This window comes from Parerythrobacter lutipelagi, from assembly GCF_005434975.1.
GTDB lineage: Bacteria > Pseudomonadota > Alphaproteobacteria > Sphingomonadales > Sphingomonadaceae > Parerythrobacter_A > Parerythrobacter_A lutipelagi.
The window spans coordinates 1,502,629-1,529,198 of record NZ_SKCJ01000001.1; the positions used below are offsets into that span (position 1 = coordinate 1,502,629).

27 protein-coding genes are annotated in these 26,570 nt (G+C 62.3%); 17 read left to right on the forward strand and 10 right to left on the reverse strand.

Annotated elements, in window-relative coordinates:
• Positions 1 to 25: 25 nt before the first annotated feature.
• Complete coding sequence (gyrB, locus tag E0502_RS07415; protein ID WP_137677258.1) at positions 26 to 2,584, reverse strand: DNA topoisomerase (ATP-hydrolyzing) subunit B; 2,559 nt, start codon at positions 2,582 to 2,584, stop codon at positions 26 to 28.
• Between the two features lie 127 nt (positions 2,585 to 2,711).
• On the opposite strand from gyrB, the gene E0502_RS07420 reads away from it, so the two are divergent.
• Positions 2,712 to 4,097, forward strand: coding sequence for an L-serine ammonia-lyase (locus E0502_RS07420; protein ID WP_137677259.1), 1,386 nt, complete (start codon positions 2,712 to 2,714; stop codon positions 4,095 to 4,097).
• Positions 4,098 to 4,104: 7 nt separating this feature from the next.
• Here the strand turns inward: E0502_RS07420 and E0502_RS07425 are convergent, their stop codons facing one another.
• Positions 4,105 to 4,929, reverse strand: coding sequence for a PIG-L deacetylase family protein (locus E0502_RS07425; protein ID WP_161593722.1), 825 nt, complete (start codon positions 4,927 to 4,929; stop codon positions 4,105 to 4,107).
• 49 nt (positions 4,930 to 4,978) lie between these two features.
• On the opposite strand from E0502_RS07425, the gene E0502_RS07430 reads away from it, so the two are divergent.
• From E0502_RS07430 to E0502_RS07440, 3 genes are all read left to right on the forward strand, one after another.
• Entirely contained in the window at positions 4,979 to 6,547 is a 1,569-nt protein-coding gene (locus tag E0502_RS07430; RefSeq protein ID WP_137677261.1) for a class I adenylate-forming enzyme family protein, read from the forward strand.
• A gap of 111 nt (positions 6,548 to 6,658) precedes the next feature.
• A complete protein-coding gene (locus tag E0502_RS07435) occupies positions 6,659 to 7,327 on the forward strand; it encodes a PEP-CTERM sorting domain-containing protein (RefSeq protein WP_161593723.1) in 669 nt (222 codons plus the stop codon).
• A 126-nt stretch (positions 7,328 to 7,453) separates the two neighbouring features.
• Positions 7,454 to 9,085 carry a tetratricopeptide repeat protein gene (locus tag E0502_RS07440; RefSeq protein WP_204517929.1) on the forward strand — a complete coding sequence of 544 codons (1,632 nt, stop codon included), beginning with the start codon at positions 7,454 to 7,456 and terminating at the stop codon, positions 9,083 to 9,085.
• 308 nt (positions 9,086 to 9,393) lie between these two features.
• On the opposite strand, the gene E0502_RS07445 is transcribed toward E0502_RS07440, so the two are convergent.
• On the reverse strand, positions 9,394 to 9,678 hold the full coding sequence (locus tag E0502_RS07445) for a hypothetical protein (protein WP_137677264.1): 285 nt from the start codon (positions 9,676 to 9,678) through the stop codon (positions 9,394 to 9,396).
• Positions 9,679 to 9,754: 76 nt separating this feature from the next.
• Here E0502_RS07445 and E0502_RS07450 point away from each other — a divergent pair, with 76 nt between their 5' ends.
• The 7 genes from E0502_RS07450 (at position 9,755) to E0502_RS07480 (ending at position 15,446) form a co-directional block, all read left to right on the forward strand.
• The gene (locus tag E0502_RS07450; protein ID WP_137677265.1) at positions 9,755 to 10,141 is read left to right on the forward strand and encodes a MerR family transcriptional regulator; all 387 of its coding nucleotides are present in this window, start codon (positions 9,755 to 9,757) and stop codon (positions 10,139 to 10,141) included.
• Between the two features lie 42 nt (positions 10,142 to 10,183).
• Positions 10,184 to 11,788 carry a glutamine-hydrolyzing GMP synthase gene (gene guaA / locus E0502_RS07455; protein WP_137677266.1) on the forward strand — a complete coding sequence of 535 codons (1,605 nt, stop codon included), beginning with the start codon at positions 10,184 to 10,186 and terminating at the stop codon, positions 11,786 to 11,788.
• 3 nt (positions 11,789 to 11,791) lie between these two features.
• A complete protein-coding gene (locus E0502_RS07460) occupies positions 11,792 to 12,337 on the forward strand; it encodes a hypothetical protein (RefSeq protein ID WP_137677267.1) in 546 nt (181 codons plus the stop codon).
• Positions 12,338 to 12,342: 5 nt separating this feature from the next.
• A complete protein-coding gene (locus tag E0502_RS07465) occupies positions 12,343 to 13,056 on the forward strand; it encodes an endonuclease III domain-containing protein (RefSeq protein WP_137677268.1) in 714 nt (237 codons plus the stop codon).
• Between the two features lie 6 nt (positions 13,057 to 13,062).
• Positions 13,063 to 13,728 (forward strand): endonuclease III domain-containing protein, encoded by a 666-nt coding sequence (locus E0502_RS07470; RefSeq protein WP_137677269.1) that lies wholly within the window; start codon positions 13,063 to 13,065, stop codon positions 13,726 to 13,728.
• A gap of 25 nt (positions 13,729 to 13,753) precedes the next feature.
• Positions 13,754 to 14,584: an FkbM family methyltransferase gene (locus tag E0502_RS07475; protein ID WP_161593725.1), complete on the forward strand. Its 831-nt coding sequence runs from the start codon at positions 13,754 to 13,756 to the stop codon at positions 14,582 to 14,584.
• Between the two features lie 73 nt (positions 14,585 to 14,657).
• Positions 14,658 to 15,446 (forward strand): hypothetical protein, encoded by a 789-nt coding sequence (locus E0502_RS07480; RefSeq protein WP_137677271.1) that lies wholly within the window; start codon positions 14,658 to 14,660, stop codon positions 15,444 to 15,446.
• 3 nt (positions 15,447 to 15,449) lie between these two features.
• On the opposite strand, the gene E0502_RS07485 is transcribed toward E0502_RS07480, so the two are convergent.
• Positions 15,450 to 16,436, reverse strand: a complete 987-nt coding sequence (locus E0502_RS07485) for an acyl-CoA desaturase (RefSeq protein ID WP_137677272.1) — start codon at positions 16,434 to 16,436, stop codon at positions 15,450 to 15,452.
• Positions 16,433 to 16,750 (reverse strand): metalloregulator ArsR/SmtB family transcription factor, encoded by a 318-nt coding sequence (locus tag E0502_RS07490; protein ID WP_161593726.1) that lies wholly within the window; start codon positions 16,748 to 16,750, stop codon positions 16,433 to 16,435. Before E0502_RS07490 ends, E0502_RS07485 begins: the two co-directional genes overlap by 4 nt.
• Positions 16,751 to 16,874: 124 nt before the next feature.
• Between E0502_RS07490 and E0502_RS07495 the strand changes: the two genes are divergently transcribed.
• On the forward strand, positions 16,875 to 17,849 hold the full coding sequence (locus E0502_RS07495) for an NAD(P)H-dependent flavin oxidoreductase (protein WP_137677274.1): 975 nt from the start codon (positions 16,875 to 16,877) through the stop codon (positions 17,847 to 17,849).
• An 80-nt stretch (positions 17,850 to 17,929) separates the two neighbouring features.
• Positions 17,930 to 19,693, forward strand: coding sequence for a ComEC/Rec2 family competence protein (locus tag E0502_RS07500; protein WP_137677275.1), 1,764 nt, complete (start codon positions 17,930 to 17,932; stop codon positions 19,691 to 19,693).
• Between the two features lie 10 nt (positions 19,694 to 19,703).
• On the opposite strand, the gene E0502_RS07505 is transcribed toward E0502_RS07500, so the two are convergent.
• From E0502_RS07505 to E0502_RS07525, 5 genes are all read right to left on the reverse strand, one after another.
• A complete protein-coding gene (locus E0502_RS07505; protein ID WP_137677276.1) occupies positions 19,704 to 20,117 on the reverse strand; it encodes a hypothetical protein in 414 nt (137 codons plus the stop codon).
• Positions 20,118 to 20,121: 4 nt separating this feature from the next.
• The gene (locus E0502_RS07510; RefSeq protein ID WP_137677277.1) at positions 20,122 to 20,556 is read right to left on the reverse strand and encodes a hypothetical protein; all 435 of its coding nucleotides are present in this window, start codon (positions 20,554 to 20,556) and stop codon (positions 20,122 to 20,124) included.
• Positions 20,557 to 20,613: 57 nt separating this feature from the next.
• The gene (locus E0502_RS07515; protein ID WP_137677278.1) at positions 20,614 to 20,997 is read right to left on the reverse strand and encodes a CPBP family glutamic-type intramembrane protease; all 384 of its coding nucleotides are present in this window, start codon (positions 20,995 to 20,997) and stop codon (positions 20,614 to 20,616) included.
• Positions 20,998 to 21,116: 119 nt separating this feature from the next.
• Positions 21,117 to 22,538, reverse strand: coding sequence for a metalloprotease TldD (tldD, locus tag E0502_RS07520; protein WP_137677279.1), 1,422 nt, complete (start codon positions 22,536 to 22,538; stop codon positions 21,117 to 21,119).
• A gap of 33 nt (positions 22,539 to 22,571) precedes the next feature.
• Positions 22,572 to 22,844, reverse strand: a complete 273-nt coding sequence (locus tag E0502_RS07525) for a zinc-finger domain-containing protein (RefSeq protein WP_137677280.1) — start codon at positions 22,842 to 22,844, stop codon at positions 22,572 to 22,574.
• Between the two features lie 128 nt (positions 22,845 to 22,972).
• Between E0502_RS07525 and E0502_RS07530 the strand changes: the two genes are divergently transcribed.
• Genes E0502_RS07530 through E0502_RS07545 form a run of 4 tightly spaced genes read left to right on the forward strand, consistent with a single transcriptional unit; the run spans position 22,973 to position 26,566 of the window.
• Complete coding sequence (locus tag E0502_RS07530; protein ID WP_137677281.1) at positions 22,973 to 23,923, forward strand: ABC transporter ATP-binding protein; 951 nt, start codon at positions 22,973 to 22,975, stop codon at positions 23,921 to 23,923.
• Positions 23,923 to 24,222, forward strand: coding sequence for a putative quinol monooxygenase (locus E0502_RS07535; RefSeq protein WP_137677282.1), 300 nt, complete (start codon positions 23,923 to 23,925; stop codon positions 24,220 to 24,222). The genes E0502_RS07530 and E0502_RS07535 overlap by 1 nt, the downstream gene beginning before the upstream one ends.
• Before the next feature lie 11 nt (positions 24,223 to 24,233).
• Positions 24,234 to 25,826, forward strand: a complete 1,593-nt coding sequence (nadB, locus tag E0502_RS07540) for an L-aspartate oxidase (protein WP_137677283.1) — start codon at positions 24,234 to 24,236, stop codon at positions 25,824 to 25,826.
• Positions 25,823 to 26,566: a hypothetical protein gene (locus tag E0502_RS07545; protein ID WP_137677284.1), complete on the forward strand. Its 744-nt coding sequence runs from the start codon at positions 25,823 to 25,825 to the stop codon at positions 26,564 to 26,566. Before nadB ends, E0502_RS07545 begins: the two co-directional genes overlap by 4 nt.
• Positions 26,567 to 26,570 lie beyond the last annotated feature (4 nt).

Here is a 26,570-nt window from a genome sequence, read left to right on the forward strand (position 1 = left end):
CTGCTCCTTGCGCGTTCACCGCGCCTTACACGTCGAGGTTGGCGACATTCAGTGCGTTGTCCTGAATGAATTCGCGGCGCGGTTCGACCACATCGCCCATCAGGCGGGTGAATATCTCGTCGGTCACATCGGCGTCTTCGACCTTCACCTGCAACAGGATCCGGTGGTCGGGATCGAGCGTGGTCTCCCACAACTGCTCGGCGTTCATCTCACCAAGACCCTTGTAGCGGGCGATGGCGAGGCCTTTGCGCCCGGCGGCAAGCACATTGTCGAGCAATTCGGTCGGCCGGAAGATCGCATCGTCGGAACTCGCGTCGATCACTTCCTCTTCCTCGCCATCCGCGTTGACCGCAGCCGGTTCTTCCGCGGCATCGCTGCTGGCGGCAGAGACTTTCACCAACTGCGCGGCCTGAGCGTAGACCTCGGCATGTTCGGACGTCAGGCTGTGCAGTTTGCGCGCCTCGGCGCTGGAAAGGAACTTGGCTTCGATTTCATGCACATCGGTGACGCCGCGCCACAGACGGTCGAACCGCACCGAACCGTCATCGCGCAATTGCGCGGTCCACTTCGCATCTTCGTCAGCCAGGGCAAGGCGCTGCGCTGCCAGCTCGAGCGCCTGACGCCGCACATCGTCGCTCAATCCCGGGTCGAGCGCGCCGGACAGGGCCATCTGCTCGATGATATCGGTGTTGTATTTGCGCGGGACGAACGCGAGCAGATTGCGCACGCGCAGCGCGTGTTCGACCAGGCCGCGCAGGTCTTCACCGCTGCGCGCGCCGCCGGTTGCTTCGAGGTAGCGGCCCTGCAGTCCGGCATCGACCAGATAGCGGTCGAGCGCCGCCTGATCTTTCAGATAGACCTCGCTGCGCCCCTTGCTGACCTTGAACAATGGCGGCTGGGCGATGAACAAGTGGCCGGCTTTGATGATTTCCGGCATCTGGCGGTGGAAGAAGGTCAGCAGCAGCGTGCGGATATGCGCCCCGTCGACATCGGCGTCGGTCATGATCACGACTTTGTGATAGCGCAGCTTCTCGATCGTGAATTCGTCCCGCAGGCCGGTGCCCATTGCCTGAATCAGCGTGCCGACTTCTTTCGATGAAATGATCCGGTCGAACCGGGCGCGCTCGACATTTAGGATCTTGCCCTTGAGCGGGAGAATGGCCTGCGTCTTGCGGTCGCGCCCCTGCTTGGCGGAGCCGCCTGCGGAATCGCCCTCGACCAGAAACAGTTCCGACTTGGCAGGATCGCGTTCCTGGCAATCGGCCAGCTTGCCCGGCAGCGAAGCGACGCTCATTGCGCCCTTGCGGCTCATTTCGCGCGCGCGGCGGGCGGCTTCGCGGGCAGCGGCAGCGTCGATGATCTTTTGAATGATCGATTTGGCATCGGCCGGGTTTTCTTCCAGCCATTCGCTCATCTTTTCGCCCATCAGGCTTTCGAGCGGCTGGCGCACCTCGCTGCTGACGAGCTTGTCTTTCGTCTGCGAGCCGAATTTGGGATCGGGCAGCTTGACGGATACGATGGCGGTCAGGCCCTCGCGCATGTCCTCGCCCGAAAGGCTGACCTTTTCCTTCTTCATCAGGCCGGAGCTTTGCGCGTAATTGTTCAGCGTGCGGGTCAGTGCCGTGCGGAAGGCCGCCAGATGCGTGCCGCCATCGCGCTGCGGGATGTTGTTGGTGAAGGTGAGGACGTTTTCGTAATAGCTGTCGTTCCACTCCAGCGCGACATCGATCCCGATCCCGTCTTTCTCTGCGGAAACGGAGATCGGCTCCGGGATCAGCGCCTGCTTGTTGCGGTCGAGATATTTGACGAATGCGGCGATCCCGCCTTCGTAATAGAGATCGTGCTCCAGCGGCTCTTCATGGCGGTTATCGCGCAGCAAGATGCGCACGCCCGAATTGAGGAAAGCAAGCTCGCGGTAGCGATGCTCCAGCCGGTCGAAATCAAACTCGGTCACGTTCTTGAACGTGTCGTGGCTTGGCATGAAGGTGACGCGGGTGCCCTTCTTCAGGCCGTTCTTGTCGCCATTCGATTCGACTTCCGGCGCATCGCCGCGCTCTTCGAGAGATGCAACTGCATCGCCATGCTCGAACCGCATCCAGTACTGCTTGCCGTCGCGCCAGATCATCAGTTCAAGCCACTGGCTCAGCGCGTTGACCACGGAAACTCCGACGCCGTGCAGGCCGCCGGAGACCTTGTAAGCGTTGTCGTCAGAGGTGTTTTCGAACTTACCGCCGGCGTGCAGCTGAGTCATGATGACCTCTGCCGCCGACACGCCCTCTCCCTTATGCATGTCCACCGGGATGCCGCGGCCATTGTCTTCGACGCTGACCGATCCATCGGGGTTCAGTTCGATCAGGACAAGATCGCAATGTCCGGCGAGTGCTTCATCGATCGCATTGTCCGACACTTCGAACACCATGTGATGCAGGCCCGAGCCATCGTCGGTATCACCGATATACATGCCGGGGCGTTTGCGGACTGCATCCAGGCCCTTGAGAACCTTGATTGAATCGGCGCCGTACTCGCCCATCTGGACGACTTTTTCCGGCTTGTTTTCACCAGTTTCTGGAGTGTCATTATTCATACCGATTATATAGGCGCGCGCAGGGCATAACCAAAGCGGAAACGCCCGTTTTACCCACAGTTCCAGCCCCTTTGGTTACAGTTGAAACCGGTTGACGCGCGGCTGCTTGCAGCGCATCGAACCATCCATGCTTTCGGTGCTCGATATTTTCCGGATCGGGATCGGTCCCTCCAGCTCGCACACAGTCGGGCCGATGCGAATTTCGGCCATGTTCGTGCGCGCTCTGGGCAAGTCCGGCAAGCTGGATCGGGTGGCGCGGGTTGCGGCCGAATTGCGCGGGTCACTCGCGCTTACCGGGGTCGGCCACGGCACAGTCGAGGCCACGATGCTGGGCCTGCTGGGCTTCCATCCGGAGCGTACCTGCCCGGACGAAGCGGCGCATGCCCTGAGCAATCTGCGCGAAACGAAACGGATGATGCTGGGCGGCAAGCAGCCAATCGATTTCGATCCGCGATCCGATATCGACCTTGCCGGTCACATCATTCCCGAACTGCATCCCAACGGCATGCAGCTGACCGCGTTCGATAAAGACGGGGCGGAGCTCCTCAGGCGGACATATTATTCGACCGGCGGCGGGTTCGTCGCTTCCGAGGCGCAGCTCAGGCGCAAACTCAAGAACGATATCGTCAAGACCGGGGCCCAAGTGCCGCATGATTTCGGCTCGGCCGAGGAACTGCTGGCTATCTGCGCTGCGACCGGACAATCCATCGCCGAGCTGGTGCTGGCCAATGAAGACGCGGCCCGCCCTCGCGCCAAGACCGTCGCCGGCCTGGACCGGATTGCCGAAGCGATGGACCAGTGCATCGAGCGCGGCCTGCATCAGCGCGGCATTTTGCCGGGGGGCCTGAAGGTCGCCCGCCGCGCGCCCGATTTGTGGGAGAAGCTCTCCGCCAACCCGCAATCGAACGAGCGCGAACAATTGTTCGACTGGCTCAATTGCTTTGCCATGGCAGTGAACGAGGAAAACGCTGCCGGCGGACGCGTGGTCACGGCCCCGACCAACGGTGCCGCCGGCATCATCCCCGCAGTGATGCGGTTCTATTGCCGCGACGTGGATGACCAGGCGTGCACTGAAAGCCGCCGCAACTTCCTGCTGACGGCGGGGGCAATCGGCCTGCTCTACAAGCAGCGCGCGAGTATTTCCGGCGCTGAAATGGGTTGCCAGGGGGAAGTCGGTGTCGCCTGTTCGATGGCCGCGGGCGGACTTGCGGCTTTGTGGGGCGCCACGCCCGAACAAGTCGCCAGCGCAGCGGAGATCGGCATGGAGCACAATCTCGGGCTGACCTGCGACCCGGTCGGCGGACTGGTGCAGGTGCCGTGCATCGAACGCAACGCGATCGGCGCGGTCAAGGCGGTCAACGCCGCGCGGCTGGCCTTGCACCGGACGGCTGCGGAAAGCTGCGTCAGCCTCGACCAGGTGATCGAGACGATGCGTCAGACCGGTCTCGACATGTCGACCAAATACAAGGAAACGAGCCAGGGCGGCTTGGCGGTCAATGTAATCGAGTGTTGATGCGTCATTAGTGGCCGGGTGGAGGCCCTGGAACGGCGCGCACTTCCGATCCTTCTATCGGCAGCTCGGGCAAGCCGATGCGGAAATGGACGGACCCCTGCCAGATGGTATGGTCGAACAGCTGCATCATCCCCGCACGCGTCGCCGCATCGAACTGGGTCTTGTGGCAGTCGACCGCGCGGGCTGAGGCGGCGAGGTCTTCGGGCGAATATTCGTAAGGCACCTGCAACAGCGCGCGATCGGTTTCTCCCCACGTCTGCATTTCGGCGATGGGAGGCAGCGTACCTTTCGGAATGCCAGGATACATCAATCCCGGGCGACCTTCCTCTATCGACTGGACGATTTGCGTGGTGATCGCGCTGACCATGCGATGATCGGCATGGCCATATCCACCGTCCGGGCCCCACGTGAAGACGATCTCGTATCCGCCTTCGTCGATGATCGGCTTCAAGGCGGCTGCAAGCTTCTTCGCAGGGCTTTCCGGATGGTGGGCGTTTACGCCCAGCGTGCCGTCGCCGAGCCGCAGGAACCTGACATCGGGATTGCCCAACGCCTGCATCGCGCAGCGCGCCTCACTTTCACGATGGTTGGCGAGCGCTTCGCCTCGCTTCATCGACGAAACGCCCGGCCCCATGTCCCCACTGGTCGCGTAGACGACGGTGACCGGCTGGCCCTTGCGAGCGGCCCGCGCAAGCACGGGGGCGACGAACACCTCGTCATCGGGATGGGCAAAGACGAACAGCAGGCGCGGCTTCGTCGGCGCTTCCTCTGCCTGCGCTATAAAGCCGGTCAGCAACGCTGCCGCGGCAATGACCATTCTCGGCAATCGCATGCGCAGTCTCCTTGGCAATTTGCGGCAAGACTGCATAACTGCCGCGCCAATGACAAGTATCCGGGAGAAATCAGTGACCATCCTCGAACAGTTGCAGGAGCCGTTCGGCTCGTTCCCGGACATCCTCGCACAGTGGGCCAGGCTCCAGCCCGATGCCATTGCTCTGCGCGACGACAGCCGCGAGATCAGCTGGGCGGAGCTGGTCGAGAAGGTCGAGCGGCTGGCTGCGCGGCTGGTCGAAACCGGGCTGGAACGCGGGCAGGCGGTGGCGATTCTCGGTACGAGTTCAATCGATTATGCTCTGGTCTTCCTTGCAGCGGTCCGCGCTGGCGGCGTTGCCGCACCGCTGACCACCAGCGCCAGCCGCGAGCAGCTTGAAGGCATGGCGAAGGATTGCGGTGCCCGGCACCTGTTCATCGACAGCGCCAAACGGGCAGAACTGGGCGAAGATTTCCTGCCTGAAATGCAGGTCGTCGTGCTGGATCAGGATGTGGAGACGGAGATAGCGGCGGCAATGGGGCCGGCGCCCAAGTTTACGCCTGATCCGAAAGACGAATTCAATATCATCTATTCGAGCGGCACCACCGGCGTGCCCAAAGGCATCGTCCATTCGCACCAGATGCGCTGGCGGCAATTTGCGGCAACCGCGTCGAGCTATCTCGAAGCCGGTCTGCCGGTGCGCTCGCTCACATCGACCCCGCTCTATTCCAACACCACAATGGTCGCTTTCCTGCCGCCGCTGCTGGCGGGGGGAACGGTGCGGATCATGGGCAAGTTCAGCACCATCCACTGGCTGGAAAACTCGCAGGCGGACAAGACCACGATCACTATGCTGGTGCCGGTGCAATATCAGCGCCTGATGGACGAGCCGCGGTTTGGCGAATTCGACCTGTCGTCGCTCGCGCTCAAATACTGCACCTCCGCGCCGTTCTCCGCAGAGCTGAAAAATGATGTGCTGCGCCGGATGCCGGGCGCACTGATCGAAATATATTCGATGACGGAAGGCGGTGTGGTCTGCCTGCTCCCCTGCCACGAGTTTCCGGACAAGCTGCACACCGTCGGACGGCCCGCTCCGGGCAGCGAGCTGCGCGTGCTCGACGATCAGGACAAACCCGCACCGCCGGGAACAGCGGGCAATCTCATCGGGCGCAGCCAGACGATGATGGCGGGCTACAGGAACCAGCCGGACAAGACCCGCGAAGGCTATTGGACCGATCCGGAAACCGGGGACGTATGGCAGCGGATGGGCGATATCGGGCGGGTCGATGCAGACGGTTTTCTCGAGCTGGTCGGCCGCTCGAAAGACATGATTATCTCCGGCGGATTCAACATCTATCCGGTTGATCTGGAGAACGAACTGCTCAAGGAAGCCCATGTGATCGAAGCAGCGGTGGTCGGTGTGCCGAGCCGTCGATGGGGCGAAACTCCGGTCGGTTTCGTGACCTTGTCGGCTGGCGGCGACACCGGTGAAATCCTCGGCGCGGTCAACGCCCGGCTCGGCAAGACCCAGCGTCTGGCACAATTGCATGCGATCGACGAAATGCCCCGCAGCCACATCGGCAAGCTGCTCAAGACTCAGCTGCGCACAGAGGCGGAGCTCCTCGGCCTGCCAGCATAGGAAATACGCAGCGGGTTGCCCTGAATCGGGACACTCGCGAATATGCAATGTCCTGCATCCGGTTCTTGCGGCAGCCTTGCGGCGAATCAATTGGATCAGGGGGCCTTGGCCATGAACACGATCAAACTAGCAGCGCTCGGCGGCGCTTCAGCCGTACTTATTGCAGCCACTCCGGCTTTCGCTTCGGTCGTCGAGTACGATGTATCGGACTATAATGCCGGTTCGGGCTGTTCGCATGGTCTGTGGACCAACAACGCGCTGCACAGTGATTGTTCGCGCAATTTCTCCTTCCAGGACGGCACGACCTTCACCCAGGATACAGACGCCGGCACTGCAAGCTTCACCGGGACTGCGATCAACGACGAAGGACAAGTTGCTACGCTCGACCTGTCGTTCGACGGGTTTCAGGACGCGCTGACCGGCAGCCAGACCTACAAGGGCGGGGGCGGCGCCTATGATGCCTCGACGATGGATTTCTATTCCGGCGCTTCAGGCACGATCACGATCGACGGTGCGGTCTATACGCTGAAACCGTCTGACCCGCTGGCCGGTTCGACCACGCTCCAGATCGGTGATGGCGCGAATGACAAGACCAGTGCATTTGGTGGTTCGGCCTGGCTGAATATGCTCGACCCGTCGGGCTGGGCACTCCGGCACTGGGATATCAATTTCAACCTTTCCCAGCGTCCGGGCAATCCGGTTCCGGCACCTGGCGGCATGGCCCTTTTCGGTCTCGCACTGTTCGGCCTGTGGGCACGGCGTCGCCGGATGTTTGCTTAAACCAGGGTCTTTACCCGGTTATAGTGGCACATTTTCTGGGCCGGCGCGGCAATGGCTGCGTCGGCCCAGCTGCCTTTTGCGCGACGTTTGCGGAAATTTAGGGTCCGTGAGGCTATGCGAAGAGCCATGAAACCGATGCATTTGAAAATGGCCGGGCTGCTTGCTCTGGCCGCCTCCCTCCCGGCTTGCGGCATGCTGGAGCAAGACAGTCAGTCGGCGGCCGAGAGCGCGCTTGCCGAGAACGACTATCGCGCGGCCCGCGTCCATCTGGCCAAACTGCTCGCTGAAACGCCTGATTCGGCTGATCTGCGGCTGCGCTATGCGGAAGTGCTCCTCGCGCTGGGTGACGGAATCGGGGCCGAAGCTGCGCTCGATCAATTGTCCCGCGAAGACGCCACCTCGCCAGACGCGGCAGCGCTTCACGCGCATGCGGCGCTGTTGCAGGACAAGCCCGAAGAAGCGCTCGACTGGGCGGCAAAGGCGGGCACCTCGCATCCGCTTGCGGTGTGGGCCCGTATCGGCGCGACCTTGGCCAAAGACGATTTCGAGCAGGCGGTCGAGATGGCCGATGCAGCGGTTGCCGCCCATCCGAAGGACGCGCGGATTCTGGCTTTGCGCGGAGAGATGGCATTGCAGCAGCGTTCGGTCGAATCCGCACGGCGGCTGGCAGATCGCGCACTGCAGGCAGAGCCAGGCTCGCTGCCGGCTCTGATGTTGGCGGGCAAGATTGCTGTCCTGCGCGAGGATCTGGCGCAAGCTGAGAAGCATTATTCCGCCGCGTCGAAAACGCACAAGGGCGTGCTCGGTCCCTTGATCGCGCTAGGCGCAGTCCAGGCGGACCGGGGTCAGATCGAACAGGCAGCCGATACAATCGCGCAAGTTCGCGAAGTGGCCCCGGCGCATCCGCTCGGCGTCTTCCTCGATGCCAAGCTCGCTTTCGTGACCGGCGATCTCGATAAAGCCAACGCGCTGATGCAGGAGAACGAGCGCAGCTTGCGCAAGATCCCCGCAGCGCAGTTGCTGCTTGGTGAAATCGCGCATCTACGCGGCAATCAGGAACAGGCGATAGCGATCCTGCGCCAGTTCCTGCAGGTCAGTCCCGACCATATTCATGGTGCCATGGTGATGGCGCAGGCGCGGCTCGCGCTCGGGGAAAAACGCGCTGCGTTCGAAACCGTCAGCGATCCGGCCAAGCGCGCGGTTGCCGGGCCGCAGATCCTGGCGCTGGCGTCCCGGCTCGCGCAGGAACTCGGCGAGCCCGATCCCTACGCCGCGCGGCTGGCAAAAGTTGCACTGCCGAGCGATTACGCGGCCCGCCTGTCGCAGGCTGACACGGCCATTGCCGCCGGCAAGTGGGACGAAGCCGACAGCATCTATCAGAAATTGCTCGGGCAAGGCATGGATGCCCATGCACTGGTGCTCAACAATGGTGCGCTTGCCGCGCTAGAGGCTGGGCGCAAAGGCGACGCGTTGCAGCTCGCGCGTCGGGCTCATGCGCTGACTCCGGACGATCCGCAGGTGACGGACACTCTTGGCTGGGTGATTGTGCGCAGCGGGGGCTCGGCGGCAGAGGCACAGCGGCTGTTGCGCAGCGCGGTGGCTCAGGTCCCGGGCAATCTCGAATTTCGCTGGCACCTCGCGGCGGCACTGGCTGCAGGGGGTCAGAAAGCAGAAGCCCGCAAGCTTGCGCAAGGTGTGCGCGAGTTTGCCGGTCCGGAACAGCGCGAACACATCGATCGCTTGCTCGCGAGCCTTTAAATACAGAGGTTTTTGAAAGAAAGGGGACGCGGCCGCCCGGATCTTTGGGGGGGAGGACTGAATGTCCGGGCAGCCGCGTCTCAATTTTTGCCAGGCGGGCACCGGTGTCGTTACCGGGCGGTTCCGCAGTGGCCAGGAGACCTTCGCAAGGGAGGAGGTCAGGTGCCTGCTGGTCGGCGACAGATGGGAGGGAGAGGTTTCTGTCGACCGGCTCTGATGCTGTAATAATGTTGCGCCTGACTATTCACAAATGAGAAAAAATCGACATTAGTTCAGTTTTTTGCAACATCCACTTCTGTCGCCCGCTGTCAACAGCACCGGCCCGTTGCAGCCTTTGCGGCTGCGGCGACCTCGCGGCGAGTGGTTTCATCCTGCTTCGCGCGTTGCTCCAACCGCCACCAGATCAAGCCGAGGATGGATAGCACAATCACTTCATACGGGCAGAACTGGCCCAATCTGTAGAACGGCAGAAATCTGTCCCACCCGTTCCGGTCGATCACGAATTCGGCAAACATTATCCATCCGCTGAACGGCACGAGCATGACTGCAAGCTTGGTCCAGAAGGGCAGAGCGACAAATGGTATTCTTTGCATGGGATTCTCCGGCTTGTTGTGGTCCGGAGCATCAGCTACCACTTAAAGCGCAGTTTAAGTCAAGGGGCGTTCGTGCATGGGGCTATCAATCGGGCAATTGGCCGAACACGCCGGGGTCAGCGCTTCTGCCGTCCGCTACTACGAGGGGGCGGGATTGCTGCGTCCACCGGGCCGCCGGTCCGGCCGCCGGGTTTACGATGCGGCAGCGCTGAAGCAGCTGGCTTTCATCACGCGAGCGCGTTCGAGCGGGTTCTCGATCGCGGAAATCCGTGACCTTGTGGGCCTCATGCGCGGCGACGGCGGGGCGGAAACCTATTGCGACGAGGCCAAAAGCTTCGCTCGCAGCAAGATCATCGAGCTCGACGATCAGATCGCGCAAGCCAGGGCTTTGCGCGCGCAATTGATCCATGCGCTCGCTACCGATTGTAGCGGGCTCGACGACTGCGCTGTGATTAGCGGCTGAGCATTGCTTGCCAGCGCTCGGCGGCCCCTTTAATCCGCCGCCATGGACGAAACAGACCCCACCGAATCCATCCACCCCGACTCCATCCTGATCGTCGATTTCGGCAGCCAGGTGACTCAGCTTATCGCGCGCCGGGTGCGCGAAGCGGGGGTCTATTCCGAGATCGCGCCTTTCAGCCTCGCAGAAGAGGCGTTCCACCGGATGAAACCCAAGGGGATCATCCTGTCGGGATCGCCCGCCAGCGTGCCGGATGACGGCTCGCCCCGCGCGCCGCAGATCCTGTTCGACAGCGGCCTGCCGATCCTCGGCATCTGTTACGGTCAGCAAGTGATGAGCCACCAGCTCGGCGGTGAAGTTCGCCCGGGCCATGAGACCGGGCCAGAAGACGGATACCGCGGCGGCGAATTCGGCCGCGCTTTCCTGACCGTGACCAAGGATTGCGCGCTGTTCGACGGGCTGTGGGCCGAGGGTGAACGCCACCAGGTGTGGATGAGCCACGGCGACAAGGTCACGCAGTTTGCCCCCGGTTTCGAAATCGTCGCCACCAGCGATGGCGCACCCTTCGCGGTGATCGCCGACGAGGCACGCCGATATTACGGCACGCAGTTCCACCCTGAAGTCGTCCACACCCCTGACGGCGGCAAGCTGCTGGCCAATTTCGTGCACAAGGTGTGCGGACTGGCGGGCGACTGGACCATGGCCGCCTATCGCGAGACGAAGATCCGCGAAATCCGCGAGCAGGTGGGCGATGGCAAAGTCATCTGCGGCCTAAGCGGCGGAGTCGACAGCTCTGTCGCGGCAATCCTGATCCACGAGGCGATCGGCGAACAGCTGACCTGCGTGTTCGTCGATCATGGCCTGCTACGGCTGAACGAGCGCGAGCAGGTCGAGACCATGTTCCGCGACCATTACAACATCCCGCTGGTGGTGGTCGATGCAGAGGAGCGCTTCATGGCGGGCCTCGCGGGCCAGACCGACCCGGAGAAGAAGCGCAAGTTCATCGGCGGCGAGTTCATCAATGTGTTCGAGGAAGAGGCACAGAAGATCGGCGGGGCGGATTTTCTCGCTCAGGGTACGCTCTACCCCGACGTGATCGAAAGCGTCAGTTTCACCGGCGGACCAAGCGTGACGATCAAGAGCCACCACAATGTCGGCGGGCTGCCCGAACGGATGAACATGCAGCTGGTCGAACCCTTGCGCGAACTGTTCAAGGACGAGGTTCGCGAGCTCGGCCGCGAGCTGGGCCTGCCCGACATGTTCGTCGGCCGTCATCCCTTCCCCGGCCCCGGCCTGGCGATCCGCATCCCGGGTGAAGTGACCAAGGAACGCTGCGATATCCTGCGCAAGGCAGACGCGATCTATCTCGATGAAATCCGCAAGGCCGGTCTCTACGATGCCATCTGGCAGGCCTTCGCCGTGCTATTGCCGGTCAAAACCGTTGGCGTGATGGGCGATCACCGCACCTATGACAGCGTCTGCGGCCTGCGAGCGGTGACCAGCACCGACGGGATGACGGCGGATGTCTATCCCTTCGACGCAAGCTTCCTGACCGGCTGCGCCACGCGCATCGTCAATGAAGTTCAGGGCGTGAACCGGGTGGTCTATGACTATACCAGCAAGCCGCCGGGCACGATCGAATGGGAGTGATTTTTGTCGCGGGACGAGCAGATTGCTAACGCCGTTTCGCAGCTCGATATTGCTGCGAGCGATCGTCAAGATGCGGCATGGGCCAATTTGCGGCCGCTCGGCTTCGGCATTGTGCGATACTTGCTTGCAGCCTTTCCCCAATTCCGAACTTGGCAGGGTCGGACGGCGCTGGTCTACTATGCCACCCGCTATGCCCGCATCTCCGACGATGCCGTTCGGCTCGGTATTCTGGCCGCAAGTGATCGTTCCTATATGGTGCGGTATCGTGCCTGCGGCCTTCTCGCCTATTCCTTGAATCGTGACTCCCTCTCCGTTCTGGAAAGACTAAGTTCCGACAAGCGGTTGTTGGTGGCGCGATCGGCGCACGCAGCGTGCAACGCGATTAAAGCTCAAAACCACCATCTGTTTGCCGATCGAAGCCTGTCCGGTCGTACGAGTTGGGTGGTCAATGAGGGGGACCGCGCGCCCGGCGGTTCCATCCCGCCTCCGCCGTCAAGGATCGACCGGTGGAGGTTGGGCATCCGGTCAGTCGATTCCGGGAACCCTTGATCGGAATGCAGCTCCCCCTCGGCTCTGATCCGCGTACCGATATCCTTCGCCGTACGCAGGCTGCGTTGATCGGACATTTTGGGCGGATTGTTCGCCCGCCCGAGAAACGCCGGGCGCCCGAGTGGGTGCTGGTCCACGGCGTAATCGGGGCGCAGACCAAGACGGCGGCGAGCAATGCCTCGACCGAGGGTCTGCTCGCCGAATACGGGTCATGGGAGGCGGTTGCGGCGGTGCCGCTTGCGGAGCTGGAGACGCGGCTCCAGCGGCAGACCTTTCCTTCGGTCGCGGCAAACCGGCTGAAGCAGTGCCTCAACGCGATCATTGACCAGCGCGGCGCGGTCGATTTGCGGCATCTGTCCAATCTCGAAACCGCGGACGCTATGGCCTGGCTCGAAACGCTTCCCGGTGTGGCGCGCAAGAACAGTGCGGGGGTGATGAACGCCTCCACCTTCGCCCGCAAGGCGATGGTAATCGACGGGCACCATCGCCGGATCATGCAGCGGATGGGGATCGTGCCCGCGAAGGCCGATACGGCCAAGACCTATGACGCGCTGATGCCGGTCGTGCCGCAAGAATGGTCCGCCGCCGACATGGACGAGCATCACCTGCTGCTGAAGAAATTGGGCCAGAGTTTTTGCCGCCCGCGCGCGCCGCACTGCGAAGCCTGTCCGCTCCGCAGCGATTGCGCGACCGGAACCGGAGCGCTTGCCAAGCGCTGATCCGCCATGGCCCGCCTGCTCGAACCTGCTGCTGTCGAAACCGTCTACCGGCGGCTTGCCGAAGCCATGCCCGGGCGCACCGCCGGCGCAAAAGGGCCGAAAGGCCAGCCCGACGCCTATCGCAGCTGCGTTTCCTGCATGCTGTCTGCCCAGTCGCTCGATCGCAACACCGCCGCTGCAACGCGGGCGCTGTTCGCGCTGGCGACCACGCCGGAAGACATGCTCGAGCTTGACGACCGCGACGTTGCCGCCGCGATCAAGCCGTGCGGGCTGTACAACAACAAGGCGCGCAACATCCGCAGGTTCAACGAAGCGCTACTGGCCGAGCATGGCGGAGTGGTGCCCGACACCCGCGAAGGGTTGATGAGCCTGCCGGGGATCGGCCGCAAATGCGCCGACATCGTCATGAGTTTCACCTTTGGCCAAGACGTGATTGCGGTCGACACCCATGTACACCGCGTGTGCAACCGGATCGGGCTGACCGATGCGAAGGTGGCGGAGAAAACCGCCCAGCAGCTGGAGGAACGCTCCCCCCAATGGACGCTGGCGGATGGTCATTTCTGGCTGATCCAGTTCGGGAAGCGGGTGTGCACGTCGCGTGCACCCAAATGCGCGGCCTGTCCGGTGAGCGATCTTTGCCTGTGGTATGCCGCCAATCGCGCTGGCGAGTGATGCGCGCGTCTGGCACAGAGGCTGTGTGTCTGACCTCTTCGCAAATCTCCCGTCGCACAGTTCCGGTTCGCGCTTCGCGGCGTTTGACCTGCACAGCGAGATCGGGATTGCGGGTCACAGGCTGATCATTCCGCACATCCCGCTCGATCGCGCGCTGCAGCCGAGCGACTGGTTTGCGAGTAAGTTTGCCAACGGCAGCGTGCACGAGCCGCGACTGGTCGATTTGCTGGTCGAACTGTCAGTCCGATTGGCGGGCCGGCTGGTCCGCTTCTACGATATCGGTGCGCTGTTCGGCTTCTTCGGCATTCTGGCAGGTAAGTTGTTTGCCGGTGCCGAACTGGTTGCAGTCGAGCCCGAAGCCGAGGCGGCACGCTATGTCGCAGCTCTGGCCAGAGCGAATGGGTGCGGCGCCCACGTGAAGCAAGTGCTGTTGACCGGCCAGGCAGGCACCGGGTCCTTCGCCGCACAAGGCTTCCGCTATCAGGCCGCTCCTTCCGGTTCGCCCATCCAGACCGCCGCGTTGCAGGATATATTGCTGCCGAGGCGCGACGGGGTGACTGAAATTCTCAAGATCGACACCGAAGGCTATCAAGCGCGGTTCCTGCCGCAGGCCGCCGATGAACTGGCGCAGCGCCAAGCCATCGTCCTGCTGGAGCTTGATCGGCCCGAGAAACTTGCAGCACATGGCAGCAGCAATGCAGCGGTCGTCGCGCCCTTTCTCGCGCTTGGCTACACGCTCTACTGGTGCGATCACCGTGACCCTTGCGCCAAGGTCGAACGATTGCCGGGTCTCGTGCCCCGGCATGAACGCAATTCGCTCGCTGTGCTGATTCCCCGGGATTTCGACGCGAGCTGATCACGGGCTTGCATCGCGGGGCAATCTCGTCGATCCGTGACGCGCACGCAAATGCCATCGGGCCGGAGGAAGAATGAGCTGGGAAGACCAATTTGCCGAAGATGCCGATCGGCGCGAGGGCGATGCGAAGGGCAAGTCGCGCTCGGTAACGGTCGGTTGGACAGTGCGTTTCCCGCAGGGCGGCGACGCGATCTGGTCCGCGCCCAAACCCTTCAGCCGCAACGATCCCAAGCCGGCCTCGGCGAAATCGGTACAGGTGTGCCCGGCGGCGATCGATTTCGACCGGCGGCACTTCGTCATTCCCTGCCCGATCGACATCAACCTGTCTTTCCAGAAGCAGCCCAACGGCCAGCTGCAGATGATCGACGCCGATGGCGAGAAATCGGGCATGCGTCCGCAGGGCCGCGCGAACATGATGATGCTCCACCCGCAAAGCGAATGGCGCCATCCCGAACGCCCTATTATCCAGATCGTCGCGCCCTATGTGTTCGTGGCGGACGAGCCGTGCTACGTGGTTCAAACTCCACCCTATCTCGACTGGCTGCCCGAGCAGCGCCCGGGTCTGCAGATGGGTGGGCGCTTCCCGGTCCACATCTGGCCGCGCCCGCTGAGCTGGGGCTTCGAATGGCACGACCTGTCGAAACCGCTCAAGCTGAAGCGCGGCGAGCCATGGTTCTACGTCCGTTTCGAGACTGAAAATCCGGGCGCGCATGTGCGGCTCGTCGAACAGGAAATGACCGAGGAACTGGAGAAGTATCTCGACTCGATCGTCGACGTGTCGAACTACGTCAACAAGACCTATTCGCTGTTCGGCGAAGCCCGCCGCATCCGGCCCGACAAGCTACTCAAACCAAAAAGGTAGACGCTACTCGGCAGGCTGCCGTGCGAGTTCAGCCTGTTCATGGCCAACAGCTTCGAGTGCGCGCTGGCTGACGGGGGTCAGGCCAGTGCGCGCGGGCAGGTTGTCAGGCGTTTTCACATTCCATGCGAGGCCGAGCTTTTCGAGCAGCTGGACGAAGTTCCAGCCAAGGTCGATCTGTCCCTTGTAGATCCCGTGACGGGCGGAGGCGGGGAAGGCGTGGTGGTTCGAATGCCATGCCTCGCCCATGGTCGGGATCGCCAGCCACCAGACATTCGAAGCCTGGATCGCCGCCCCGTCGACCGACCAGTCATCGGGATCGCCGGTGTGTGCGAAATACGAAATGCACCAGTGCATCGAGACGCAGGCTGCCACCCGGACAAAGATGCCCCACACAACCCATGGCCAACCGCCAAGCCAGAAGAGCAGCGCAGCGAGCGGCAATTGCTGCAGCATCCAGGTGCGCTGGAGGAAGAGATAGAATCGATCCTCGCCAATCTCCGGTCCCGGATCGAACTGTGGAGGGTGGTCGAGCACAATCCGGAAATTCAGGTAGTAAAATCCCTCGAGCAGGAATGGTTTGCCGTGGCGCATGAACCAGTGACAATCGGGCTGACGCTGCGCCCAGTCACGCGTGTCATGCAGGCGAACTGTCCAGATCGGGCCACCCATGCCGACCAGCGTACCGGCATAGACCAGCATTCGCTCGAGCCATTTTGGGCAATCAAAACTGCGATGGATCATGCGCCGGTGAAATCCGACCGAATGGCCCATGCACAGGGTTACCGCAGACAGCGCGAGGAACACGGCCAAGGCGCTCCAGCTGAAGAACAGCGGGCCGAGAGCAATTGCTCCGGAGAACATAGCGGTGTTCCACAGCGAACGTGGCCAGTCCCATGCGACATGGCCTGCCGCTGCGCTTGCGGTGTCGAGCCCGTTCAGCGAGTTCACCTTGAACGCGCCGCTGGCTGCTTCGCCTGACATTGCGCTCATTCGGCCTCCCTCAAGTCTTCGCGCTGCAGTTTGCGTTCGGTCGCGAGGGCGCGGGCCTCGGGGCAGAACGGGGTGAGGAAAGAATAGAGATTGTTTGCCAGCCGGTCGGCAGCGATCGAATAGATCACTTCCTGTCCGCGTTTCTGGCGGTGCAGCAGGCCGGCATTGTGCAGTATGGCGATATGCTTGGAGATCGAAGGCATCGCCATGTCGAATTTCGCCGCGATCTCGCCAACTGTCATCGGACCACCGGCAAGATGGTTGAGGATGCGCCGCCGCGGGGTAGAGGCAAGAGCCTTGAACGCCTTTTCCATAGATAGTTTCCTAATTAGGAAAATACGCACACGCAACCCTGTTTCCGTTGCGTCACGCTTGCGCCCGGCGGCGAAACCCTGCAGCCCGAAGGCGGACAACGAATCGCGACAGGGAGAAAGCCTCATGAAAACCGCCATCACCGAAATGTTCGGCATCAAGCACCCGATTATCCAGGGCGGGATGCACTATGTCGGGTTTGCCGAAATGGCTTCGGCGGTTTCCAACGCGGGCGGGCTGGGCATTATTACCGCGCTGACCCTGGGCACGCCGGAGAAGCTCGCCAACGAGATCGCGCGCTGCAAGGACATGACCGACAAGCCGTTCGGTGTGAACCTCACCTTCCTGCCGACGGTCAACGCGCCGGATTATCCCGGGCTGGTCAAAGCGATCATCGATGGCGGGGTGAAAGTGGTCGAAACGGCGGGCAACAACCCAGTGCAGGTGCTGCCCTTCTTCAAGGATGCCGGGGTCAAGGTGATTCACAAATGCACTGCGGTGCGCCACGCGCTGAAGGCCCAGTCGATCGGCTGCGATGCGGTATCGGTCGACGGTTTCGAATGCGGCGGCCACCCGGGCGAAGACGACATCCCGAACTTCATCCTGCTGCCACGCGCGGCCGATGAACTGGAAATCCCGTTCGTTTCATCGGGCGGCATGGCCGACGGACGCAGCCTGATCGCCAGCCTCGCTATGGGTGCGGAAGGCATGAACATGGGCACGCGTTTCATCGCGACAAAGGAAGCGCCGGTGCATGAGAATGTGAAAGCCGCCATCGTCGCCGCTTCGGAGCTCGACACGCGGCTGGTCATGCGTCCGCTGCGCAACACCGAACGGGTGATGACCAATGACGCGGTCGAGGAATTGCTCCGGATCGAGAAGGAAAAGGGCGACGATCTCAAGTTCGAAGACGTGATCGAACAGGTCGCCGGGGTCTATCCGCGGATCATGACCGAAGGCGACATGGATGCCGGTGCGTGGAGCTGCGGCATGGTCGCGGGCCTGATCAACGATATCCCGACCTGCCAGGAACTGATCGACCGGATCATGGGTGAAGCGGATGATATTCTCGCGCGTATGAACGGCATGGCGAAGGGATAGGTCGCAGCCATTTGGTGCGACTCGTGCGCGTGGTCTACGCCAGCGGCCGATGAGGGCACAACGGCAGCGGGGGATCTGCCATGGCCGATGAATTCCATCCGGGTGACACCGCCTATGCGGGGTATCCGACCGCGCACGTTCACATTGTAACGCGCAATTCGAAGAAGAAGCTGACGCTGAGCAAGGCAAAGCACTTGCTGTGGGGCGACTGGACACAGGTCACCGACGACGATTTTATCGCCGACGGGACCGGTCACGCACTCGACCCGCCTCTCACCAGCGATGAACATGACGCCCTGCGCGATCTGATAGCCGGAATGGTGCCGGTCCGGGTGCGCGGGGTCTCGGGCTATATGCATCCCGAAGATCTTGAGCGCGAGCGGCTGCTCGAAGTGGTGTTCGTCGATGTCGGGCAGGGCGACGGTGCCTTGCTGGTGACGCCGGATGACAAGAAATATGTCATCGATGCCGGCGAAGGCGAAAACATGTACCGTTATTTGCGCTGGCGGTTCCGCAATTTCGAAAAGGCACACACCGATTTCGACGGGCTGATCATCACGCATCCGGACATGGACCATTACGAGGGGTTCCGCCGCCTGATCGAGGACGGCGCTGTCCACGCGAGCCACATCTGGCACAATGGCGTGGTCGAACAGTTCGGGACATCATCCGATGGCGATCAGCTGACATCGAAGGACCATTTGCTGGGCAAGCGCGAAACGAGCGCCGGGCAGAGCTATATCGTCGACCTGTGTACCGACGATGCGGCCCTGTCGGCGATGCTCGACAACCGGACCCGGTGGGTGAAGAACAGCAGCGGGAGGCCGAAGAAATATCCCGACCTGCTTGAGACCGCGCGCACCAGCCTGCACGAAAACGGAGAGCGCCGCTTCCCCGATATTGCGATGCTTTCGACCATCCATGGAGAGCTGTCCGGCGGGCGCAGCTACCTGCCCGGTTTCGCCCCTGCCAATGCGACCGAGTGCGAGATCGAGATTGTCGGTCCGGTGGTCGAGCCGGCCAGCGACGGAACGCCGCGCTTGCGGACCTTCGGTGAGAACCCGGCACCCAAAACCACCAGCATGGACAGCGGCAAGACCAAGAATGGCCACTCGGTCCTGCTCCGGCTGAGATACCGCGATGTCACGCTGCTGTTCGGCGGCGATCTCAACAGTCCGGCGGAATGTTTCCTGATGACGCAGGCTTCGGGCGGGCCCTATGTCGACCCAAAGAATCTCGACGAAGCGGGACAAGCGGCGGTGCGCCAGACTGTCAGAACGCGCTACGGTGCCGATGTGGCGAAGGCTTGCCACCATGGCAGCGCAGATTTCACCGACCTGTTCCTGTCAGCGATCAATCCGGCGGCGACAGTAATTTCGAGCGGTGACGAGGAAAGCCACGCGCATCCGCGCTGCGACACGCTGGGCGCGATCGGGCTGCATGGCCGCGGCGAACGGCCGCTGATTTTTTCGACCGAACTGTCTCGCAGCACGCTCGAGTTTACCAAGCGCGAAGATACGCCGTGGTTTCAGGCGGCAAAGCTGCGCGGAGAGCTGACGGCGATCGACGATCCCGAACGGCGCGCAGCACAGGAAGCCGAGATCGCCAGGCTGGAAGAGGACGAGAAGAAAACCAACGTCACGGTTTATGGCTCGATCAACCTGCGCTCCGACGGGCGCAAGATCGTGCTTGCCTATATGTTGGAAAAGCCCTCGAACTCGCGCCGGTGGGACGTTTACCCGCTGGAGATGGACGCAGACGCAGGGCGGTTGACCTATCTCGAGCGCAAGCAAGCCGAAGCGGCGGAGAAGAAACGCCGCAAGGCCGCTGCGTCAGGAGGCTAGCTCACGCTACTTAGCTATCGGCTCTGCGGTAAGGCACGAAATCACCGAGCATGATGTTGCCGGTGTAGAAGCCGTTCATGCTGTTTTGCGTTGTGACGATATCGGTCCGGCACAGACTGCTGGAGCTGCGCCGAGTGACCAGCGTGTCACGGTCGTCGATGTCCTCTGCGTTGCGCGGGATGTTGACGTAAAGCGTGCCGCCGCTCTTGTAGACCAGAGCGGTCTCATCGATGATCGTCAGATCGACATTGCGCAACATGCGAATGCAGCTCTGCGGTTCGCCGGCAACACGCCCTTCGAGCAGTTTTTCCAGCTTGATCTGACCTTCGGTCATCGCGCCTTCGGAGTGATCTTCAGCCTGGATTGCCGGAGCCGCCAGCAAGGCGGCGGCCGCTGCGGCGAATGCGGTGGTCGTGAATTTCATGTGATCAACCTTCCTTCGCGGGTTTGGTGTAAGGCACAAAATCGCCGAGAAAAAGCACCGGGCCGGGCATCAAGCTTGTCCGGTCGCGCAGTTCGACCTGATCGAGCCGGCACAGGCTGGACGTGAACTGGCGGAAAACCGGAACGTCCCAGTTATCCAGGAAGCGCGCGCCATTCGGGCGATTGACATACAGCGTGTTGCCGTCCCGGAAGACAAGCGCGGTGCGGTCGACAACCCGCAAGCTGTCGCGCTGGCTGCGGCGCAGGCATTTGACCGGCTCACCGGCGACGCGGCCTTCAAGCATTTCGGCAAGCTCGATCTCGCCGGCGGTCGGTTCAGAAGCTTCGGATTGGGCCGGTTCGGATTGGGCCGGTTCGTCGGCGAAAGCGGGCGCAGCCAGCAGTGCGGCGGCCAATGTCAGCGGGAGGGCGTGTTTCATGGTTCAATTCCTCAGGTGATCAAGTTAGCACACTTGTCTGAATTGCGCCTGACTCGCTCAGAATGGACCGCCGAACGCGAATTTCCATCCGCAAACCATTACCCAGTGCAACGCCACCGGGGGCCAGATCGATCCCGAAACCTCGCGCAGAATGCCGAGCGCCAGAGCGGCAACTGAAACTGTCAGCAAAAAATCGGGTGCAGCAAACAGCGACGACCAGGGCGGACCGAGGCCGGTCCAGAATTGCAGCGGATGCCACAGGACGAACAACCCCGCCGCGAGAAGTATCCTTGAAAGGCGATGGCGAGCTTGCCGCGCGGGATGCAGCACCCCGCGAAAAAGCAGTTCCTCGAACAGGGAAGGGACAATCAGCAACACGATGGCGATGCCGAACATTGTCAGCGAGAGCGGTACAGGTTGCCAGCCGGCGAGGCCCGACAAGTGACCGGCCAGCGCGACAGCCAGGCAGCCGAGAACAAAGGTGGTGGCAGTCCTGCCCCATTCATTGCCATGCGGCAGGCGGATGGCCGATTGCAGACCGGCGAAGGCTGTTGCAGCGGTCAGGCGGTTCCACCGACGGTGAGCCCGCCGACCAGCAATGTCGGCTGGCCTACCCCTGCCGGCACGCTTTGCCCGCCTTTGCCGCAGACGCCGATGCCTTGATCGAGCGCCATGTCGTTCCCGATGCCTTCGACTTTGGTCAACACGCTTGGCCCATCGCCGATCAGCGTCGCGCCCTTGATCGGGGCGCCGATCTTGCCGTCCTCGACCAGATAAGCCTCTGTGCAGGAGAAGGTGAAGCGGCCCGAGACGATATCGACTTGCCCGCCGCCGAAGCTCTTGGCGAAGATGCCGCGCTTCATCCGTGCCAGCAGTTCTGCCGGATCATCCGTCCCGCCGCGCATGAAAGTGTTGGTCATGCGCGGCATCGGCGCGTGCTGATAGCTCTCGCGGCGGCCGTTGCCGGTTGGCTGGGTGCCCATCAGCCGCGCGTTGAGCCGGTCCTGCATGTATCCTTTGAGGAGACCATCCTCGATCAGGACGGTCTCTCCCGTCGGCGTGCCCTCATCGTCGATGCTGAGCGAACCGCGCCTGTCGGTTAAGCTGCCATCGTCGACCACTGTCACGCCAGCCGCTGCAACCCGCTCTCCGATCCGGCCGGAAAAGGCGCTGGTGCCTTTGCGGTTGAAATCGCCTTCCAGACCATGGCCGACGGCCTCGTGCAGGATAATTCCGGGCCAGCCGGGTGCCAGCAGGACCGGCATCTCACCCGCGGGCGCGTCGACGCTGTCCAGATTGACCAAGGCTTGCTGGACAGCTTCGTCGATGCCGTGCCGCCAAGCGGTTTCGTCAAACAAACGGTCGTAAAGATAACGGCCTCCGAAACCATGGCTGCCGCGCTCGCGCCGGCCGTTTGCTTCCGCCACGATCGAGACATTCAGCCGCACGAGAGGCCTGATATCGGCCGCGATGAAACCGTCGGGGCGGACAACTTCGATCACGCTCCAGCTGCCCAGCAGCGAAACGGATACTTGCGACACCCGCGGATCTTTCGCGCGGGCGACAGCGTCGATCGTCTGCAACAGAGCGACTTTCTGTTCGAAAGTCACCAGATCGAGCGGACTGGCATCGGTATAGAGATGGCGATTGCTGCGGCGCGGTGGGGCGGCTTTGCTGCCCGCCGCAGGGTCGAGCAGTCGCAGCGTCTCACCGGCGCGGCGGATCGCCGTCTCGCTGATTTCATTGGCATGGGCAAAGCCGGTCATCTCGCCCGACACGCCGCGCAGGCCGAAACCGGAATCGCGTGAATAATCGGCTGCTTTCAGCCGTCCGTCGTCGAACACGAAGCTCTCGCTGGACGAATGCTGGAGGTACAACTCGCCGTCGTCGCAGCGGGAAAGTACATCCGCTGTAACGCGCTGCGCGTCTTCGGGAGTCAGGCCGGTGCCATAAAGCAGGCTGCGGGGATCGGGTGCGGTCATGGATTGGTCCATAGCGGCCCCGACGGCTGCTGCCTATCGGTGACCCGGATCGCCGCCTTCGGAAATATCCGGCAGGCTCGCCTGGTCGGCACCGTCTGCCGGTCCGCCTTCGAGCACGAAGCGCCGGTCGCAATAGCCGCAATCGACATAGCCATGTTCGTCTATCTCGAGATAGATTTTCGGGTGGCCGAGCGCGGCGGGGCGGTAAGTCCCGCTCCCGTCTCTCGGGCCGCGAATGCCGGTTGCGCCGTCGCAGCTAACGCGGCGGGACGTGGTTTTGATCACTTCGGGCGGTGCAATGCTCATGGACAGGCCGATAGTGGGATATGTGCGGATTCGCAACGCCTCCTCGACACTTCGCAGCAGGTCGCAGCACGTCGCAGCAGTTTGCATCCCTCTTTGCAGCGGCGCTGGAAATGCCTACTGCGCTGCACATGACCAATACGCCCGCCATTCGCATCGAAAATCTTGTCAAACGCTATGCCGGGGCGAAGGGCGAAGAGGGCAAGCTGGCGCTGAAAGGCGTGAGCTTCGACGTGCCGCAGGGCGGGATATTCGGCCTGCTTGGCCCCAATGGCGCGGGCAAATCGACGCTGATCAACATCCTTGCGGGGCTGGTCACCAAGACTTCTGGCAGCGCTGAAATCTGGGGCTTCGATATCGACAGCCAGCGGCGCAACGCCAAGCGATCGATCGGGATCGTGCCGCAGGAAATCGTGTTCGATCCGTTTTTCACTCCGTTCGAAGTGTTGGAGAACCAGGGCGGTTTTTACGGCATCCCCAAGGCGGACCGGCGGAGCGAGGAATTGCTCGAAGCGGTGCGGCTGAGCGACAAGCGTGACGCCTACGCGCGGACCCTCTCAGGGGGAATGAAGCGCCGCCTGTTGATCGCCAAGGCCATGGTCCACACGCCGCCGATCCTCGTGCTCGACGAACCGACCGCCGGAGTCGATGTGGAATTGCGCACGCAATTGTGGGAACTGGTGCGCGAGCTCAATTCCGAAGGCGTGACGATTGTCCTGACCACCCATTACCTCGAGGAAGCCGAGGAATTGTGCGACGAAATCGCCATCATCAATCACGGAGAGCTGATCGCGCACAAGCCGACGCAGGAACTGATCGGCATGGCGCGGGAGAAAATTGTCCGGGTGAGCGTGGACAAGGATTTCGCCGGACCTGTGGTCGAGGAAGGCTTCACCAAGGCTGAAGTGATCGACCCGCGCACGCTGGAGATCACTTACAATCGCGACGTGATGAGTGCCGGACAGGTACTGACCATCATCCAGAGCCATGGCTACACGATCGAAGATGTGACGACCCGCGAAGCCGATCTGGAAGACGTGTTCGTCTCCCTGACCAGCGAGATATCCGGGGGGACTTCGTAATGCTGATTGTTCTCGGCACAGTCCGGATGCCGCCGGAAAATCTCAACGATGCGCGTTTCGCGATGCAGGAAATGATCGAGGCCAGCCGCGAAGAGGAGGGGTGCGTGTCCTATGCCTATTCGGAGGATGTGGCAGAGCCCGGGCTGATCCATGTTGCGGAGATCTGGCGTGACCGTGAAGCGCTCGACGCCCATTTCGCATCCGAGCATCTGGCTGAATGGCGCGCGAACTGGGAGCGCTTCGGGATTCACGACCGCGATCTGAAGCTGTTCGAAGCCGGAAACGCGAGCCAACTCTAGATGAGAGACGCATGAATCAAGCAACGACAGATTATGACGTCCTGATCATCGGCTCCGGCGCCGCCGGGCTGACCGCAGCGCTGGCGCTGGCCGAGCACAAGAAAGTGCTGGTGCTGGCCAAGGGGTCGCTTACCGGCGGCTCGACCGCATGGGCGCAGGGCGGCATCGCCGCTGTGCTCGATGCAGGCGATACATTCGAAGATCATATTCGCGATACGATGATTGCGGGCGCGGGCCTCAACGATCGCGCAACGGTCGAGTTCGTGATCGAGAACGCCCCGGCTTCGATCGACCGGCTGATCGAACTGGGTGTGCCGTTCAACCGGGAAAGCGGCGATCTCCATCTCACCCGCGAGGGCGGTCACAGCCACCGCCGGATCGTCCATGTCGACGATGCGACCGGCTGGGCGGTGCAGGAAGCGCTGCTCAAGGCGGCAGACGCAAACGACAACATCACCATGCTGCCGGGCCGCACCTGTGTCGACCTGATTACCGGGCGCAATGCGGAGAAATTCTCCGGCGAAGGCCGGGTGTGGGGTGCCTATGCGCTCGACGAAGCGACCGGCAAGGTTGAGAAGCATCTGGCCAAGGCAACGATCATGGCGGCGGGCGGCGCAGGGCGGGTCTATCTGTTCTCCACCGCGCCGCGCGGTGCGACGGGGGACGGCATCGCCATGGCGTGGCGCGCCGGCTGCCGTGTCTCCAACATGGAGATGATGCAGTTCCACCCGACCTGCCTGTACAATCTGGAGGTCAAGAATTTCCTCATCACAGAGGCGGTGCGCGGCGAAGGCGGCCATCTGCTGCATCCGGAAACCGGCCATCGCTATATGGCCGATTACGACGCTGATCGGATGGAACTGGCACCGCGCGATATCGTCGCGCGGGCGAATGACGATCAGATCAAGCGCTATGGGCTCGACTATGTCCATCTCGATATCAGCCATCAATCGCCGGAATTCGTGAAGGGACACTTCCCGACCATCTACGACAAGCTGATGGGCCTCGGCATCGATATGACGAAGCAGCCGATCCCGGTCGTCCCGGCGCAGCATTACACCTGCGGCGGGATCGTTGTCGGGCTCGACGCGCGCACTGACCTGCCGGGCCTGTGGGCGGCGGGCGAGTGCACGGAAAGCGGGCTACACGGCGCGAACCGGCTGGCTTCCAACAGCCTGCTGGAGTGTTTCGTCTTCGGCGAGGCAGCGGCGAAAGACATTCTCGCGAACTGGGCCGATCTGTCCGAGCCGCCGGCGATCAAGGATTGGGACGAAAGCCGCGTGACCGATTCCGATGAAGAGGTGGTGATCAAGCAGAACTGGACGGAGATCCGCCGGTTCATGTGGAATTATGTCGGCATCGTGCGCACCACCAAGCGGCTGGAACGCGCGGCGCACCGGATCAGACTGCTGAAATCGGAGGTGGATGATTACTACGGTCACTTCGTCGTCACCACCGATCTGATCGAATTGCGCAATTTGCTGCAATCCGCAGAATTGATCGTGAACAGCGCGCTCGCCCGCCAGGAAAGCCGCGGCCTGCATTTCACGCTCGACTACCCGGAGACCGACGATGTCGCGCGCGATACGGTCTTGGTGCCGTGAAGCGGCTGGCAGCCTTGGCAGGCGCAGTTGCCTTGTTTGCAGCCAGCCCGGTCGGCGCAACTCCGCCCACTGTGATGCAGGTCGAGGACGAGCCCTTCGGCCTGAGCGAGACGGAATTCTTCGCGCTGCGCACGACGACCGACAATCTCGGTTCGCATTTCGACGCGCGGCACGAGACGTTCCTTGTCGCGACCAATCTCGAAACCCGCGAGCAGATGCTGTGGCACGTCGATTCGGTCCACATCACCACGCAATTCGGTGAGACCGCCGATGGCGACCGCAAGATTATCAAGCGGGATGACGGGATCGCGTTTGCCAATGCCTTTGACGTGCTGCGCGAACGCGGCGGCGTACCATGGCGGGCGGCATCGGGCGGAACGCATTGGGCCGGGCCGCCGATGGTGCTGGAAAGCATGGGTGCTGTGTCACTGATCTACAAAGGCGGCGAACGCTTTGTCCTGCCGAAGGTCGATGCAATCGCTTACACGGCATTCTCATCCAGCCTGCTGGCCGCATCCATCCCCGACTATCCGCGCCTCGAATCAATCAGCACACGCGAACAATTCGCGCTGCGGCGATTCGTCTCGGCCGCCTGCAGCTACGCTGCCGATGATTTTGCGCGACGCCCGCAAGGGTTCGCGCCGGTGCAGCTGGTGCGGACCGAATGCGCGGACGAGGAAGATTTCGACGGGAACAGTTTGCTGATACCGGTCGGTGCGGTAGAACCGGACGAGAACTGAGCCA